Genomic DNA, 14,105 nt, shown 5'->3' with positions numbered 1-14,105 from the left:
CGCCCCCGCACCCCCCGCTCGCCCACGGCCAACATGGAGCCGGGCTCCACGTTTACCCGAGCAGCCGAACCGGCGACCGGCACCTGCACTGGCGCCGTCATAGGCATAGTCCGTCGGGTGACTCGACCGCAGAGGTGGCGGAGCCGGGTGATAGGGGCCGCGGCGTGGTGGGCCGCGCGGGGGGCCCACTGCCGCGAGGGACCCGACTCGAGCTTGCGAGAGTTGGGAGCGGCTGGGGACGGGCACGGCCCCCTTCATCCGCGGGCGCCGCCCCAGGTGACACGGGCGCGGACCTTGGCGGGATCATTTAGCCAAGTCGAGCATCAGGACGTCGCGGCGGATCCAGTTCAGGACCTCGTCCAGGCCTTCGTCGGTCTTCAGGTTCGTGAAGCAGAACGGCTTGTTTCCGCGGAATTCCTTGGAGTCCCGTTCCATGATTGAGAGGTCCGCTCCGACGTGGGGTGCCAGGTCCGTTTTGTTGATGATGAAGAGGTCGGACTTGATCATGCCTTGCCCGGCTTTGCGGGGGATTTTTTCGCCTTGGGCGACGTCGATGATGTAGATGGAGAAGTCGACGAGTTCGGGGCTGAAGGTGGCGGAGAGGTTGTCGCCGCCGGATTCGACGAAGATGACTTGAAGGTCGGGGTGTCTCGTTTTGAGTTGTTCGATGGCTGCGGTGTTCATGGAGGTGTCTTCGCGGATGGCGGTGTGGGGGCAGCCTCCGGTTTCGACGCCGATGATCCGGTCTTCGGGCAGGATGCCGTTGGCGGCGAGGATTTTGGCGTCTTCGATGGTGTAGATGTCGTTGGTGATGGCGGCCATGGAGATGTCGCTGCTCATGTGCCGGGTGATGCGTTCCACGAGCTGTGTCTTGCCAGCTCCGACGGGTCCGCCGACGCCGATTTTGATGGGTTCAGTCATGTTTTTTGTCCTTTACACTGGCTAGCTCATGAACATGCGGGCGCGTTGCCGTTCGTGCCGCATTTGTGAAATTTCGAGGCCTGGGCTGACGGCCCCAAAGTCGTCCCAGCACAGCTGTGCTACATCCTTGACGGCGGTAGCGACGGCGTCGTGCGCTTTCCGCAGTACCCGCTGCCCGGCGTTCTGCCCCAACGGAATGGCTCGAACGGCGTTCTGCGTCAGCGAAGTGACGGTGGCGAACAAATAGGCAGAGAGCGCCGCTTCAAAAGGGACCCCCAATGACCGCGCAATGACACCAAAAGCCAACGGTTGATGCCCCGAAGCCAACCCTGCCCTCACGAGCCCCCGATACGCCTCCAACCCCGCCGACGGGAACACTTCCCCACCTATCTCCAACAACCGCCCACCCATTTTGAGCGAAGCCTCCCGCACTTCCCGGGCCAACAACTGCGCCGAAAGAACAGAATCCAACAAGCCCACATCCACGCCTTCATAAAGAAAGCGAACGGCCAACCCATCGGAATAGACCAACTGCTGCCCCACAAAAGCGGAAAGCCAAACCCCAAACGACCCCTCATCACGCACCAACTCACGCTCGATATAGCTCTCAAACCCAAGAGAATGAGCAAAAGCCCCCGTAGGCAAAGCGGAGTCGGTCAACTGTTGAAGAGCAAGCTGATAGGTCGCACTCAAAGCGCAGCGCCCGAGGTGAGGACGGCGCGCTTGAGCGGAGCTGGGAAGGGGGCCGCGGCGTGGAGGGCATCGCGAAGCGGGCACGGCCCCCTTCCCAGTGGAGCGCAAGCGTGCGCACCCAACCTGAGGCGTCGCAAAGCTTTAGTGCGAATGCTCGGCATGGCGGAACGGCACCGGCATGACCCGCTCTTGCCTGTCGTAGGGGACGCCGACGCTCTTCAAATAGTCTTCAACCGTGTGGTCGTACTGGCACACCATGACTTCGGCCCCGTATTCAGACGCAGCGTCGAAGAACTGTGCCTGCAAATGCCGGTTGCCGAGCGAATGTGCCACGACCCCCATTTCGTGGATGCTCCGCGGCCCTATCACCAGGACGTCGGTGGGCAGCACGGAGATGATGATGACGTTGTGGTCGTCGACGGCGAGGATGTCGCCGTCGCGGAGGTCTCCGGTGCCGGTGGGGAGCCGGATGCCGAGTTCTTTGCCGTGGTCGGTGGTGACGCGTTGGATGCGTTTGACGAGCAGGGCGCTGGGGAGGATGACTTTTTCTTTGTGGCGGCCGGCGTAGTTGTTGGGTTGTTCGTGCAGGTTGCCCAGGATTTTTTCGATGATCATAGTGGCTCCTAGAAGAGAAAGTAGCGCTGGGCCATGGGCAGCACGTCGGAGGGCTGGGAGGTGACTTCGACGCCGTCGACCGTCACTTTGTACGTTTCGGGGTCGACGGCGATGTCCGGGGTTTCGCCGTTGTATTTGAGGTCCGCTTTGGTGAGGTTGCGGATGCCGGTGACGGGTTTGATGATGCGTTCGAGGCCCAGCTCGGCCGGCACTCCGGCGTCGATGGCGGCCTTGGAAAGGAACGTGATGGACGTTTGCTGCAGTGCCTTCCCGTAGCTGGCGAACATGGGCCGCATGGTGCGGGGTTGTGGTGTGGGGATGGAGGCGTTGGAGTCCCCCATGAGTGCGTAGGCGATCTGCCCGCCTTTGATGACGAGCTCTGGTTTCACGCCGAAGAAGGCGGGATCCCAGAGGACGAGGTCGGCGAATTTGCCTTCTTCCACGGAGCCGATCACATCCGCCATGCCTTGGGCGATGGCGGGGTTGATGGTGTATTTGGCTACGTAGCGTTTGAGCCGGAAGTTGTCGGATTCGGCGGATCCGTGGGCGGTCCCGGACGGATCGTGGAGGACGCCGCGCTGTCGTTTCATGGCGTCGGCTACTTGCCAGGTGCGGGTGACTACTTCGCCAACCCGGCCCATGGCTTGGGAGTCGGAGGAGGTGATCGCGAAGACGCCGAGGTCGTGCAGGACGTCTTCGGCGGCGATGGTTTCGGCGCGGATGCGTGAGTCTGCGAAGGCCACGTCTTCGGGAATGTCCGGGTTGAGGTGGTGGCAGACCATGAGCATGTCCAGGTGCTCTTCGATGGTGTTTTTGGTGTACGGCAGCGTGGGGTTGGTGGACGCGGGGAGCACGTTGGGCAGTCCGGCGATCTTGATGATGTCCGGAGCATGTCCACCACCGGCGCCTTCGGTGTGGAAGGTGTGAATCACGCGCCCGTCGATCGCCCGGATGGTGTCTTCAACAAAGCCGCACTCGTTCAGGGTGTCCGTGTGGATGGCTACCTGGACGTCGTATTCGTCGGCCACACGCAGGGACATGTCGATGGAGGATGTGGTGGAGCCCCAGTCTTCATGGACTTTGAGCCCGACGGCGCCTGCGCGGATCTGCTCGGCGAGGGGTTCGACGGCGGAGGCGTGGCCTTTCCCGAACAGGCCGATGTTGACGGGGAGCCCTTCGGCGGCCTGGAGCATCCGCGAGATGTGCCAGGCGCCGGGGGTGATGGTGGTGGCTTTGGTTCCTTCTGCCGGCCCGGTGCCCCCACCCACCATGGTGGTGATTCCGTTGCACAGGGCTGCGGGGACCTGCTCCGGGGAGATGAAGTGGATGTGGGTATCAATGCCGCCGGCGGTGAGGATTTTCCGCTCGCCCGCGATGATTTCCGTGCTGGCACCGATCACAATGTCCACGCCGTCGGTGATCTGCGGGTTGCCTGCCTTGCCGATCTTGAAGATGTGGCCGTCCCTCAGGGCAACGTCAGCTTTGTAGATGCCGCTGTAGTCGAGCACGATCACGTTGGTGATGACGGTGTCCGGGATGTCTTCGGCACGGGTCAGCTGCCCGTTTTGGCCCATGCCGTCGCGGATCACTTTGCCGCCGCCGAACACCACTTCTTCGCCGTAGACCGTGTGGTCCTTCTCGATTTCGAGGAACAGCTCGGTGTCGGCCAGGCGGATGGCGTCACCGGTGGTCGGGCCATACAGTTCGGCGTACTGCTTGCGGGGTATCTCGAAGCTCACTGGTGGTCCCTTTCCGCTGCGACGCCCGGGCGGGGTTCCCCGTCTACGGCAGTTCCGCCGTCGAGCTTTCCGTTAACACCGTTACTGAGCCCGAAAACCTCGCGCGCACCGGCAATCGCAATCAGCCGGACGGTCTTCCGGTCTCCGGGCTCGAAGCGGGCGGCCGTGCCCGCGGGGATGTCCAGGCGGCGGCCGAAGGCGGCTTCCCGATCGAATTCCAAGGCCCGGTTGGCCTCGGCAAAGTGATAGTGCGAACCGACCTGCACGGGCCGGTCACCGCGGTTCACCACCTCGACGGCGGTTGCCTCACGGCCGCTGTTGCACGCGACGGATCCGGGTTGGAGCCTGTATTCACCGGGGATCATGGGGGCTCCTAACGGATGGGGTTGTGGACGGTGACGAGCTTAGTGCCGTCAGGGAAGGTGGCTTCGATCTGGACGTCGTGGATCATCTCCGGCACGCCTTCCATCACGTCTTCACGGCGGAGGATGGTGGTTCCGTAGCTCATGAGTTGGGCGACTGTCCTGCCGTCGCGGGCACCTTCGATGAGCTCGTAGCTGATGATGGCCACGGCTTCGGGGTAGTTCAGTTTGAGCCCTCGCCCTTGACGGCGCCGGGCGAGGTCGGCGGCCACCACGATCATGAGTTTCTCCTGCTCACGGGGCAAAAGATGCATGGTTACTCCTTGGACGCCGGCACTTGGACAGATTGTGTTCAGCGTAAGGAGCGGAAGTTTCGGCTACGTTTCCACGGCGTCACGGGCGGGGGTCGTTTTTTCAGGAATTGACCTCAACCAATGTTGAGGTTCTAGCATCATTGAGGTGTGCGCCCGCAAGGGTTCCATCCCCCATCAGTCCCAGGAAAGTGCCTTAATGACCCACCCAATGCCCCAGCCATCCGAAGAAGTCGGCCAACTTTTCAGGGACGCGTTCCGCGCACATCCGGCAGGTGTCTCCATCATCACGGCTATGGGGCCGGAGGGAGCAGTAGGGCTGACAGCGTCCTCGGTGGCGTCGGTGGCCGTGGATCCGCCCACTCTGGCGTTCTCTGTGACCAGCGGCCGTTCGGCTTCACACATCGCAGCCGCGCAAACAATCGTGGTCCACCTGGCCGGCGCCGATCAGCTGGATCTCGCACGGACCTTCGCAGACCCATCCGCCCCGCGCTTCACGGACTCCATGGACTGGGAAGTGCTTCCCACGGGAGAGCCCCTGCTCAAGGAGGCCGTTTGGGCATTGCGGTGCGAAATCATCCACCGGGCACCGCTTGGTGGTTCTGTGTTGCTGGCGGCGAGGGTTTTGGACATCCGGTCCAACCCGGCCGATTCAGCTCCGCTGGTTTACCACAACCGGGAATTCCACACCTTGTTCCAGAGCGTTCAGCCCGCGATCTAGTTTCAGGTAGTGCTCCATCAGGTCCACGAAGACCTGCCGGTTGGTGTCGAAAGCAACTTCGGCATGGCGGAGGATCTCCTGCTTCTCGACGTCGGAGAAATCGGCTTCGTCCAAGTGACCTCTGTACGAGTCCTTGTAGGGCTTGATCTTCCCGATGCCTTCAAAGGCGTAGAAGTTGAGACCTTCAGGACTGAGATTGTAGTGCCGCTGAACAAGGGCGGAGATGATCTGACCACCCGAAAGATCACCAAGATAGCGGACGTAGTGGTGTGCCATGAGATACGTGGTCGAGCCCGGACCGATTGCCGCGAGCTCGTCAGCGTACGCCTTGGCACCGGGCGTCACGTGCAATTCACCAGCGGCCAGCCTGCGTTCCCAGTCATCGCCATAGTGCACCGCCAAGTCCTTTTCCAACGCCTCAACCCGCATGAGGGCAGGGTCAGCAAAGGGTGCCAGGCGAGGGTCAGGGTTGGCGTCCAAGGCTGATTCCAAAGCCTGGTAGATGACGTAGTTCTGCAGCAGCATGGCTGCCACCTGGCTCGCCTCCATCTTGCCGTTCAGCAATTCCGTGACGAATCCGGCCTGCTCGGCATGCTCGTGGGCGGACGCTGTATGGCTTTTGAGTTCCTCGGAAAATGCGGTCATGGGTACTCCAGTCATCAAGCGAAGTAGAGCAATGGCTGTTTGATGACACCCTGTCACACGATGGGTATTCGGTAAAGCTTTTGTGCGCTAATTCCGGCGAGCGCGGCCCGGGTTCAGTTGTTCCGGCGGAGGCCGTAGATCGATTTTTGTCGTCGCTGCGAAGGAATGTCGCCACACCTCCCCGCGCCCTGGATGACCTGCCTGGATTCGCTGGTTACAAACCGTGACAGTAATAAATCCCTCATGCACTAAAAAGCCGTCCGACCGGTATGCTCCGTTTTGACTAGAAGATTTACAAAATCGTCGAGAGCGAAACGGAATGAAGATCCCCAGTCCGCCCGTCTTGTCCTTTCAAAACGCCGTGCCACGCCATCTAGTGCACCGATCATCCATTGCAGAAGTCTTCGTAACCGATGTCCTTGAGCTTGCTGAAGGCTCCTACCTGGTCGCTGCCCAGTGGCCCCGGTGGCATGTTTTTTACGGGTCGGTAGCAGACACTTACGATTCAGCACTTATCGCCGAGACACTCCGGCAAGCAACCATCCTTATCTCTCACGCCGAACTTGGGGTTCCACTGGGGACTCGTTTCCTGCTGCCCAATATGGGGGTCACTAAGATCGGGGCGGGCAAGCCGGATGGCCTAAAACCTACCGACGTAACCCTTTCCGTCCGTGTTTCCGACAAAAAATCAGGAACGCGAGGCTTGACCAGCTTCAACGTTTCTGCGGAGTTTCAGGTCCAAGATCGGCAGATAGCCACAGCTTCCGCCGGTACAAAAATTGTTAATGAGGCTACGTACGCACGGCTCCGCAACCGCGGGGCCGTCCAGAACGACGTCGCACCGCCAGCCGGGCTGAAGGAAGCGCATGTCGGCAGCAGCTCCCCACGAAACGTTGCACTGACCGAGTCGGCCACAGCCGGCAACTGGATCCTGAGAGTAGACACAACAAATCCGATCTACTTTGATCATGCCCTTGACCATGTTCCGGGTGCACTGCTCATCGAAGCGGCACGTCAATGCATCAGGGTTTACACGGGAGATTCGACACTCGATGTCAGCTCTTTCGCGGCCGCGTTTCTCAAGATCGTGGAGCTGGAGGGCCCCACCAAAGTAAGCGTGGCGAGTCTAAAAACGGATCGGGACGGCTTGACGTCTCTGCTGATCGAGTTCCGAAATTCCGATCAAGAGATCCTGACCCTCATCGAGGCTGTTATTGCTCGACAAAGGAGCGAGGACCGGGGAGGTGCCCCTAGCCTTTCCTGCCATGGAGGATCTCCGAAGGATACTTCGGGGAGTCCCCGGAGGTCCCTAGAACCGGCAAGAGGATAGTCCACATGTCTTCGACCCTTTGCACGAGATCAACCCTGGCCGTCAAGACGTCAGATACAAGCTGGACCCCCGTGAATGAGGCCACTACGTATCGGGCTATAACCTCTGCGTCGATGGCCTGGTTGATTTCGCCCTGGCTTTGTCCTTGCGTTGTCAGCAGCTGCATGGTCGAGACCCAATCCTCGTACGGCTCCTTGACGGATCCTTCGAAAGCCGAGGCCTCAAGCGTCAGCCGAATTCCCGCCCTGATGATGGGGTCGACCAGAAGCTGCTCAGCAAAGTGCCTGCAGAGGAGCATCATCGAAGTCAATGGCGAATGTCCGCCGCCCAAGATGGCTTCACTGGTCTCTCGGACCCGTGCGTGCTGCTCGTCAATGACCGCCTTCGCTAATTCCTCTTTGGATTTGAAGTGAAAATAGAGCGCTCCCTTTGTTACGGCAGCAGTCTCGGCAATGTCAGTGAGACTGGCGTTCCCGTAGCCCAACCGTTCAAAGGTTCGGGCAGCCCCTTCAATGACGGTTGCCCGGGTAACTCGGGCCCTTTCCTGTTGAGCCACAAACCGCCTCTTTCTGATGGGAACCATCATGCATAAAGAACCTGCACCCGATCACGCCGAATCGCGATGGGGTACGGTAACGAACCATCTGCCCGCCGGAGGTTCCGTCAGGGTCCTCCTGATCGGCGCCTGGGGTTTCATCGGGAGCCACATTCGTGCCGCACTCGAGTCAGACAATAAGGTCGACGTTATAGGGATGACGCGCCGGCCCGCAAACGAAGCCCAAGCGGCCGGAACAACCCGGGTTCACGGCGACATTACGATTGAGGGCACGCTTCAGAAGGCATTGGCCGGTGTCGACGTCGTCATCAACGCCGCGTCATACACGGGTAAGTCACCCGATCTTGCAGACTCCATCAATCGCCGTGGGCCCTTGAACCTTATCTCGGCATGCCGGAGACTCGGCTTACCCCTCATACATATGGGTACCACGGCAGTGTATGGTTCCGGCCCTCACAGAAATCTCCCTGCGGACACCGCAGAACTCCATCCCGAATCAGTAGTGAGCCAAGCCAGGGCTATCGCTGATGACGCCGTCCTGCAAGCCGGAGGAGTAGTCATCCGACCGCATATGGTATTCGGCCAAGGAGATCGTTGGTTTGTACCAACACTGACAAAAGTATTCCAGCAAATCAGCGGAAGCATCGACGGCCCGGACTGCCATCTGTCTTTAATTGATGCCGAGCAACTTGGCCAACTCGTAGCCCTTCTCGCTACAGACGCCCAGCCCCGCCAAGGGGCATTTCATGCGGCACATCCTTCGGCCATAAGACTTAGCCAGATACTCCAATGGATTGACCAGCGCATCACTCCACTGGATCTCAACCTCAAAGTCTCCCGGGAAGACGCGGTATCCAAAATGGCAGAACTGGGACTAAGCGGCCACCAGATCCGACTCATTTCAGAAGATCACTGGTATGACGCCGAAAGTATCTGGGCAGCAACAAATACGAAACCCAAGCCTCTGAACCTGTCGGATTCAACGGCCGATTGGTACAAGAGCCACCTCAAAAGACATCTCTCGTAAAAAACCAGCCGACCGGCTTGTTTTTTGGAAAGGTCCGATTTAGGCTCATTACCGCGAGGCTGTTTCGCCACGTGTATCGCCCGCTTGACTGCGTTCGACCCAAACTGGCGGGCCCCCTACAGAGGGCTCACTCAATGAATCCGTCGTAGCTAAACAGTCCAAGGAACCTAATGACCGTCGAGATAGATGTGAAGTTTGACCGTGCAGTCGCTGAAGAGACCATACGGGCAGCGATAACTGAAGTTGCCCGGGGCGGATTGCCCTTTGTCACCACCATCGTGACTGCCGAGGGACGGGTACTCGCACCAACTCCAAATCGCGTAGGTCAGGAGTCGGATCCTACCGCCCATGCAGAAGTTGCCGCTATCCGGGACGCCTGTTCAGAGCTGGGGCTGGACGGCATCCGTGGTGGGAGTCTGTACACCTCGTGCTCCCCATGCACCCTTTGCTACGTTTCAGCCTTCTACGCGGGCATCGACGTCATTTTCTACACGGTAACCCGGGAGGAAGCCGGCTCGTTCGGCTGTGACCTTCGTGGAACGTACACCAATTACCCGAACGAGACCGAAGGTTGGGGTCCTGGAACAGCGTTCATTGACCTTGATGACAGACTCCGTCCCTTTGCCGAATGGACGAGCTAACCCGGAATAAGGGCCAGACGCTCTTCCTCTGGCTCACCAAACTTCTCGATGCCGGACTGCACCAACCGGACAACGTACTAAGCCAGCAAACAGGGGAGCTCGTACTCTCGGCGACAGGAGTCAGAACCGAACCGGGGGCAAGCGTCCCGTCCCGGAGCAGCGCATCGACGGCAGGCCGTAAATCCGCGATGGCATCCCTGTTTCAACTGGGATGCCCAAGCCCCGGGCCGCTGATTTCCACGGCGTCGGGCGATGTGCGCTGGCCGAGGAACTACTCAGGGAGTATCAGTCACTGCTGCCACTTGGCTGTAGCAGCAACTACAAGAGCTCACCTGCGTATCGGCATAGACATCGAAGCAGTCCAACCGTTCTCGCAGCAGATGCTTCGGCTGATGTCGGCGCCGACGGAAGAACTGACCGCGACACCCCTGGGGCACTTTCATCCGGATACTGGTTCGACCATCCGCTTCAGCGCAAAAGAAGCAGCTTACAAAGCGATGCACCCAGAAGGTTCGGTCAGGTCCCTACAGGACATCGGTATCGAGTTCCATGAATCGGGCACCGCAAGCGGAACCTTTACCGCCGTCGGCCCGGGCGCGGCCCGGAGCCACGGGTCGTACGCCACCGACAGAGGAATGGTCCTTACCGTCTGCTGGCTCCCTTGGCATTCCATCTCCTGAACACCACTTCGTTTAATACCGACTTTTCGAAGGAGGAACATGCAACCTTTCATCGCCGCCATCCGGCACCACTCAGAGAACCGAGCCGAAGCCACTGCGGTCCGCTGGCGCGAAAATGACCACTCCTACCGGCAACTCGCGGCCATGCTGCTCCGCCGGACCCGCACCTTGGAACAGGAGGGGCTTCGTCCAGGCGATGTGGTCGCTCTGGAAGCCGTCCGCGGCCTGGGCTCGATCGTTGATACCGGCGCTTTATGGAACTTGGGGTGCGTACCAGTCCCATTCCCACGCGACAGCGCGCCGGAACTTGTTGCCGACATCCAGGACCGTTCAGGCGGCCAGTGGATACTCCGGCCCGGAAGCCCGCCCTCCCGATGCTTGCCTTCACGACGCCCCAGCTCGGCTGACGGCAAAACAGCCCTGGTCCTGCCAACATCAGGAAGCACAGGAGTTCCCAAACTCGTGCCTCTCTCTGCGGAATCCATCAATGACTTTGTCTGCTGGGCGGAAGACACTTTTGGCCTCTCGAGAAGAACAGTGATCGGATTCGCACCTCTGAATTTTGACCTCTCTCTCATGGAGATCTGGGCGACACTCTACGCGGGAGGCACGGTTGAACTGATCTCCGACGAGCAGGCGCTAAACCCCTCGGCTCTCAGGGCCCACCTTCGAAAATCGGCGGCTGACTTCTTCCAAGCAGTCCCCTTTGTCTTTCAAAACCTCGCTACTGGAGAGGACGAGCCTGACCTGGTTCTGAAAACGATGCGGGACGTCATTGTGACCGGCTCAGCAGCCGACGCCAAAACCAGGACGTTCCTGGCAATGACCTTCCCCAATGCAACATTTCACAATGTCTATGGCTCCACCGAAACCAATAACAGCTTCATGTTCACCACTGACGTTTCGCAGCTCCTGCAACTCCCGGGTCTTCCAATCGGGCTTCCCCTTCCAGGTGTACAGGCCAGCATTCGTGACCAGGACGGCCGGACCCTTGCCGGACCGGCCAGGGGAGAACTCCACGTAAGGACCCCATTCATGATGCACGGTTATGTTGGATCGCCGGGTATCGGGGATGAGTTGTTCCCGACCGGCGATATCGTCACTCGCGATCAAAGCGGCGTCTACTCCATCGAGTCCCGGAACTCCCGAATCGTCAAGGTCAGGGGCAACCGCATCAATTTGGACCAAGTAGAGGCAGTGATCTCGTCTCACAGTTCCGTTGAAGAAGCTGTCGTTATTTCAAGAACCGGACATGACACCAATTCGCGTATTGAGGCTCTTGTCAGACTCCGAGACGAAGAGCAGTGCACGGCCCTAAGACTCCGAATGCACTGCTCACGACACCTGCCCCCGTACGCCATTCCAGCTTCCATCAGTCTTGTGTCACATCCGTTTCCTAGGACCTCGACGCACAAGATCGATCGAAACGCTTCAGAACGACACCACTACGAAAGCGCGGCCATCAATGCCTGAAACCACCCTCGCCACCGTTCGCACGTACATCGCCCACAACGTCGCAACTGATGTTTCGGCCGAGGAACTCGACCCGGATCTCAACTTGGTCGCCCTTGGAATTGTCACCAGCCTTTCGCTCCTGCGGATTATCGCGTGGACAGGCGAACAGTTCGGGCTGCCGGTCAATGACCTGGAGATCAACCCCAAAGAGCTCATCAGTATCCGGAGCATCGCTGACTTCATCGACGAAAACACCACTAACTAGCCAGGCAAAACGCAGGAGAGAGCATGTTTTTGAAGAATCGTGACCAAGTTCCCGCAGTTGATTGGGGAAACGGGACCAGCTTCCGCCTCGTCAATAAGGACGAGAACCTTGGCTTCGGTGTTGCCCACACGATCGTTCGCGCAGGAACGGTCTCAAAACTCAAGTACGACAGCCATCTGGAAGCCTGCTACTGCATCTCAGGCAAGGGCCGGGTCCTCAGCGCAGATGGAGACACCGAACTGATCATCACGCCAGGCGTCCTCTACGGCCTGGACAACAACGACGCCCATACCCTGTGCGCGGATGAGGACTCAGACATGCACCTCATCAGCGTTTTCTCACCTGCACTGGAAGGACACGAGCGCCATGAGCTCTCTGACGACGAGTATTCCAGCTACTGAGCCGGGCGCAGGATCCTCAGGGTCTGCACCGTATCCCTTCGATTACGAGGGCTGGAAGAGGATTTCCGATTCGGGCGCATTCCGCATCCTCGCTGATTCAGCCCTCAGTTCATCGCACCGGATTCGCGACACCGCTGCACGAATGCGGGAACTGGGGTACGCCGGAGAGGATCCAGGTCTACTTTTCGCCGTTGCCACTCATTTGGCCTCGACCATCACTTCGATACTCCGGTTCGGCTCCCCCGAACTTAAATCCGCACTGGTTCCTGATCTCCTCTCAGGACATTTCGTGGGCGCACACGCGATCACCGAAACCGGTGCAGGGTCTGATGTTTCCTCCATGCAGGCAACCGCAACGGTTGACGAAGCAAGCGGAAAAGTCCGGGTAAACGGGCGAAAAGTATTCATCACCAACGCCCCAATAGCCTCACACGTTGTTGTTTACGCCCGCACCTATCGAGGCGGCAACGATGAAGGTATCTCCGCCTACGTCATTGACACCACATGCCCAGGTGTCGCCGTCACAGCGAACCACATAACGGCCAGTCTGCCCCACTCCCCCATCGGGGAGCTAGAGCTCTCAGACGTGACAATCCCTCAAAGCTGGCGGCTGGGCGCCGAGGGCGCAGGTCTGCAGGTTCTCGACTTCGTCATGAAACGCGAGATCATCTACGCTTTCTCGGCCGATCTTGGACGTGCACAAAAGAGGATCGAAGACTCTGTCGCATTCGCCAATAGCCGCCGGCAGTTCAACTCCCTGCTGGCCGAGTTCCAGTCCGTTTCGTTTGCCATCGCTGATATGTACGTGCGTCACTTCGCGGGCACGGCCATGATCAACGAAATCCTCAGCAAGATTGAAAACAATCAGGACATCACCAAGGAGGTGGCCGCCGCCAAGATCCTCATTAGCGACGCTAATCTCCAAACCGCCATCGAGGCCACCCACCTCCGAGGGGCCAAAGGGGTACAGGCCGACAGCACGAGTGTGCAGGATGTACTGGATGCCCTCGCCGGCCCAATCTACTCAGGAACCAACCGCATCCAGAAGACACGGATCGCCGCAATGTTGGGGTTGCTCACTGATGGATGATCTGTTGGTCGAAACCCAGCTTTACAACTATTCCCATCCTTCGGTGAGCCATTTCACCACCAAGGCCCTCGTTTCGGGCAGCAACGCACCGGAGAACCAAGCGCGTGACCTGTACTACGCCGTGCGCGATGGGATCAGCTACGAGGTCTTCGGCACGGACATCTCCCAGCCTGGCCTGCGGGCCTCCTCAATCGTTGCCTCCCGAAGGGGCTTCTGCCTTCACAAATCAATCTTGTATGTGACCGTCTGCCGTAGGCAAGGCATCCCAGCAAGGCTCTTGGCAGCAACCGTCCAGAACCATCTCTCCACACCGGAGCTCGAAGCGTTAGTGGGCGGGCAGACGTTTCTCCATTGGTATACGGAAATTCAGATCAACGGCAAGTGGGTGAAAGTGACACCCGTCTTCGGACAGCTCTTATGCAGGCTGTACGGGATCACACCCCTGGAATTCGACGTCGACGCTGATTCCATCCACCAGAACTCGAACCACGGAGGAGAGATGTCGTTCCTGATGCAAACCCGCCTCCCGGACTCACCGTCCTACGAGTCCTTAGCGGCCCTGGTGAAGACCCATCACCCTCTCATGGTCAACGAAACAGGACTTGTGCCCACCGCTGCCGCAGTATCCGGCTCCGCAGAAACCTAGGAATTCA

General features: G+C 59.4%; 18 protein-coding genes and 1 pseudogene. 10 read left to right on the top strand and 9 right to left on the bottom strand.

Going from position 1 to position 14,105, the window contains the following annotated elements; genetic code table 11:
* Positions 1-303: 303 nt before the first annotated feature.
* From ureG to CQ020_RS20505, 6 genes are all read right to left on the bottom strand, one after another.
* Positions 304-921 (bottom strand): urease accessory protein UreG, encoded by a 618-nt coding sequence (gene ureG / locus CQ020_RS20530; protein ID WP_105693673.1) that lies wholly within the window; start codon positions 919-921, stop codon positions 304-306.
* A gap of 21 nt (positions 922-942) precedes the next feature.
* Positions 943-1,614 (bottom strand): urease accessory protein UreF, encoded by a 672-nt coding sequence (locus CQ020_RS20525; protein ID WP_105693671.1) that lies wholly within the window; start codon positions 1,612-1,614, stop codon positions 943-945.
* A gap of 141 nt (positions 1,615-1,755) precedes the next feature.
* On the bottom strand, positions 1,756-2,229 hold the full coding sequence (gene ureE, locus CQ020_RS20520) for an urease accessory protein UreE (RefSeq protein ID WP_105693669.1): 474 nt from the start codon (positions 2,227-2,229) through the stop codon (positions 1,756-1,758).
* Between the two features lie 8 nt (positions 2,230-2,237).
* Entirely contained in the window at positions 2,238-3,968 is a 1,731-nt protein-coding gene (gene ureC, locus CQ020_RS20515) for an urease subunit alpha (protein WP_105693667.1), read from the bottom strand.
* Positions 3,965-4,333, bottom strand: a complete 369-nt coding sequence (locus CQ020_RS20510) for an urease subunit beta (RefSeq protein WP_105693665.1) — start codon at positions 4,331-4,333, stop codon at positions 3,965-3,967. Before CQ020_RS20510 ends, ureC begins: the two co-directional genes overlap by 4 nt.
* Before the next feature lie 8 nt (positions 4,334-4,341).
* On the bottom strand, positions 4,342-4,644 hold the full coding sequence (locus CQ020_RS20505; protein ID WP_105693663.1) for an urease subunit gamma: 303 nt from the start codon (positions 4,642-4,644) through the stop codon (positions 4,342-4,344).
* 196 nt (positions 4,645-4,840) lie between these two features.
* Here CQ020_RS20505 and CQ020_RS20500 point away from each other — a divergent pair, with 196 nt between their 5' ends.
* Positions 4,841-5,362 carry a flavin reductase family protein gene (locus CQ020_RS20500; protein ID WP_105693661.1) on the top strand — a complete coding sequence of 174 codons (522 nt, stop codon included), beginning with the start codon at positions 4,841-4,843 and terminating at the stop codon, positions 5,360-5,362.
* Here CQ020_RS20500 and CQ020_RS20495 read toward each other — a convergent pair.
* Positions 5,294-6,007 (bottom strand): heme oxygenase (biliverdin-producing), encoded by a 714-nt coding sequence (locus CQ020_RS20495; protein WP_181151977.1) that lies wholly within the window; start codon positions 6,005-6,007, stop codon positions 5,294-5,296. The two genes, CQ020_RS20500 and CQ020_RS20495, sit on opposite strands and share 69 nt — an antisense overlap.
* A gap of 319 nt (positions 6,008-6,326) precedes the next feature.
* Between CQ020_RS20495 and CQ020_RS24835 the strand changes: the two genes are divergently transcribed.
* Positions 6,327-7,337: a ScbA/BarX family gamma-butyrolactone biosynthesis protein gene (locus CQ020_RS24835; protein ID WP_105693658.1), complete on the top strand. Its 1,011-nt coding sequence runs from the start codon at positions 6,327-6,329 to the stop codon at positions 7,335-7,337.
* Here the strand turns inward: CQ020_RS24835 and CQ020_RS20485 are convergent.
* Positions 7,258-7,893: a ScbR family autoregulator-binding transcription factor gene (locus CQ020_RS20485; RefSeq protein ID WP_105693656.1), complete on the bottom strand. Its 636-nt coding sequence runs from the start codon at positions 7,891-7,893 to the stop codon at positions 7,258-7,260. The two genes, CQ020_RS24835 and CQ020_RS20485, sit on opposite strands and share 80 nt — an antisense overlap.
* A gap of 28 nt (positions 7,894-7,921) precedes the next feature.
* Between CQ020_RS20485 and CQ020_RS20480 the strand changes: the two genes are divergently transcribed.
* From CQ020_RS20480 to CQ020_RS24830, 3 genes and pseudogenes are all read left to right on the top strand, one after another.
* Complete coding sequence (locus tag CQ020_RS20480) at positions 7,922-8,920, top strand: NAD(P)-dependent oxidoreductase (protein ID WP_181151976.1); 999 nt, start codon at positions 7,922-7,924, stop codon at positions 8,918-8,920.
* A 170-nt stretch (positions 8,921-9,090) separates the two neighbouring features.
* Positions 9,091-9,561: a nucleoside deaminase gene (locus CQ020_RS20475; protein WP_105693650.1), complete on the top strand. Its 471-nt coding sequence runs from the start codon at positions 9,091-9,093 to the stop codon at positions 9,559-9,561.
* Positions 9,549-10,085, top strand: a pseudogene (locus CQ020_RS24830) (4'-phosphopantetheinyl transferase superfamily protein); the annotation flags it as partial. The gene CQ020_RS20475 and the pseudogene CQ020_RS24830, both read left to right, overlap by 13 nt.
* On the opposite strand, the gene CQ020_RS24595 reads toward CQ020_RS24830, so the two are convergent.
* Positions 10,086-10,229 carry a hypothetical protein gene (locus CQ020_RS24595; RefSeq protein WP_258142123.1) on the bottom strand — a complete coding sequence of 48 codons (144 nt, stop codon included), beginning with the start codon at positions 10,227-10,229 and terminating at the stop codon, positions 10,086-10,088.
* Between the two features lie 51 nt (positions 10,230-10,280).
* On the opposite strand from CQ020_RS24595, the gene CQ020_RS20465 reads away from it, so the two are divergent.
* Genes CQ020_RS20465 through CQ020_RS20445 form a run of 5 tightly spaced genes read left to right on the top strand, consistent with a single transcriptional unit; the run spans position 10,281 to position 14,098 of the window.
* Positions 10,281-11,714 carry a class I adenylate-forming enzyme family protein gene (locus CQ020_RS20465; protein ID WP_105693645.1) on the top strand — a complete coding sequence of 478 codons (1,434 nt, stop codon included), beginning with the start codon at positions 10,281-10,283 and terminating at the stop codon, positions 11,712-11,714.
* Positions 11,707-11,961: an acyl carrier protein gene (locus CQ020_RS20460; protein ID WP_105693644.1), complete on the top strand. Its 255-nt coding sequence runs from the start codon at positions 11,707-11,709 to the stop codon at positions 11,959-11,961. The genes CQ020_RS20465 and CQ020_RS20460 overlap by 8 nt, the downstream gene beginning before the upstream one ends.
* Positions 11,962-11,984: 23 nt before the next feature.
* Positions 11,985-12,362: an ectoine synthase gene (locus CQ020_RS20455; protein WP_105693642.1), complete on the top strand. Its 378-nt coding sequence runs from the start codon at positions 11,985-11,987 to the stop codon at positions 12,360-12,362.
* Positions 12,328-13,452, top strand: a complete 1,125-nt coding sequence (locus tag CQ020_RS20450; RefSeq protein ID WP_181151975.1) for an acyl-CoA dehydrogenase family protein — start codon at positions 12,328-12,330, stop codon at positions 13,450-13,452. The genes CQ020_RS20455 and CQ020_RS20450 overlap by 35 nt, the downstream gene beginning before the upstream one ends.
* Positions 13,445-14,098, top strand: a complete 654-nt coding sequence (locus CQ020_RS20445) for a transglutaminase family protein (RefSeq protein WP_181152032.1) — start codon at positions 13,445-13,447, stop codon at positions 14,096-14,098. Before CQ020_RS20450 ends, CQ020_RS20445 begins: the two co-directional genes overlap by 8 nt.
* Positions 14,099-14,105: the final 7 nt, after the last annotated feature.

Origin of the sequence: Arthrobacter sp. MYb23 (assembly GCF_002979775.1) — a bacterium.
In the GTDB taxonomy this organism is placed as follows: domain Bacteria; phylum Actinomycetota; class Actinomycetes; order Actinomycetales; family Micrococcaceae; genus Arthrobacter.
The sequence above is the reverse complement of the archived record's forward strand: the minus strand, read 5'-3'. Positions and strand labels throughout refer to the sequence as shown.

Bases quoted from the DNA above. Each gene is read 5' to 3' on its own strand.
- CQ020_RS24595 (WP_258142123.1), bottom strand. From the start codon at position 10,229: ATGCCAAGGGAGCCAGCAGACGGTAAGGACCATTCCTCTGTCGGTGGC.
- CQ020_RS20510 (WP_105693665.1), bottom strand. From the start codon at position 4,333: ATGATCCCCGGTGAATACAGGCTCCAACCCGGATCCGTCGCGTGCAAC.
- CQ020_RS24835 (WP_105693658.1), top strand. From the start codon at position 6,327: ATGAAGATCCCCAGTCCGCCCGTCTTGTCCTTTCAAAACGCCGTGCCA.
- ureG (WP_105693673.1), bottom strand. From the start codon at position 921: ATGACTGAACCCATCAAAATCGGCGTCGGCGGACCCGTCGGAGCTGGC.
- CQ020_RS20460 (WP_105693644.1), top strand. From the start codon at position 11,707: ATGCCTGAAACCACCCTCGCCACCGTTCGCACGTACATCGCCCACAAC.
- CQ020_RS20445 (WP_181152032.1), top strand. From the start codon at position 13,445: ATGGATGATCTGTTGGTCGAAACCCAGCTTTACAACTATTCCCATCCT.
- CQ020_RS20475 (WP_105693650.1), top strand. From the start codon at position 9,091: ATGACCGTCGAGATAGATGTGAAGTTTGACCGTGCAGTCGCTGAAGAG.
- CQ020_RS20505 (WP_105693663.1), bottom strand. From the start codon at position 4,644: ATGCATCTTTTGCCCCGTGAGCAGGAGAAACTCATGATCGTGGTGGCC.
- CQ020_RS20455 (WP_105693642.1), top strand. From the start codon at position 11,985: ATGTTTTTGAAGAATCGTGACCAAGTTCCCGCAGTTGATTGGGGAAAC.
- CQ020_RS20450 (WP_181151975.1), top strand. From the start codon at position 12,328: ATGAGCTCTCTGACGACGAGTATTCCAGCTACTGAGCCGGGCGCAGGA.
- ureE (WP_105693669.1), bottom strand. From the start codon at position 2,229: ATGATCATCGAAAAAATCCTGGGCAACCTGCACGAACAACCCAACAAC.
- CQ020_RS20495 (WP_181151977.1), bottom strand. From the start codon at position 6,007: ATGACCGCATTTTCCGAGGAACTCAAAAGCCATACAGCGTCCGCCCAC.
- CQ020_RS20465 (WP_105693645.1), top strand. From the start codon at position 10,281: ATGCAACCTTTCATCGCCGCCATCCGGCACCACTCAGAGAACCGAGCC.
- CQ020_RS20500 (WP_105693661.1), top strand. From the start codon at position 4,841: ATGACCCACCCAATGCCCCAGCCATCCGAAGAAGTCGGCCAACTTTTC.
- CQ020_RS20480 (WP_181151976.1), top strand. From the start codon at position 7,922: ATGCATAAAGAACCTGCACCCGATCACGCCGAATCGCGATGGGGTACG.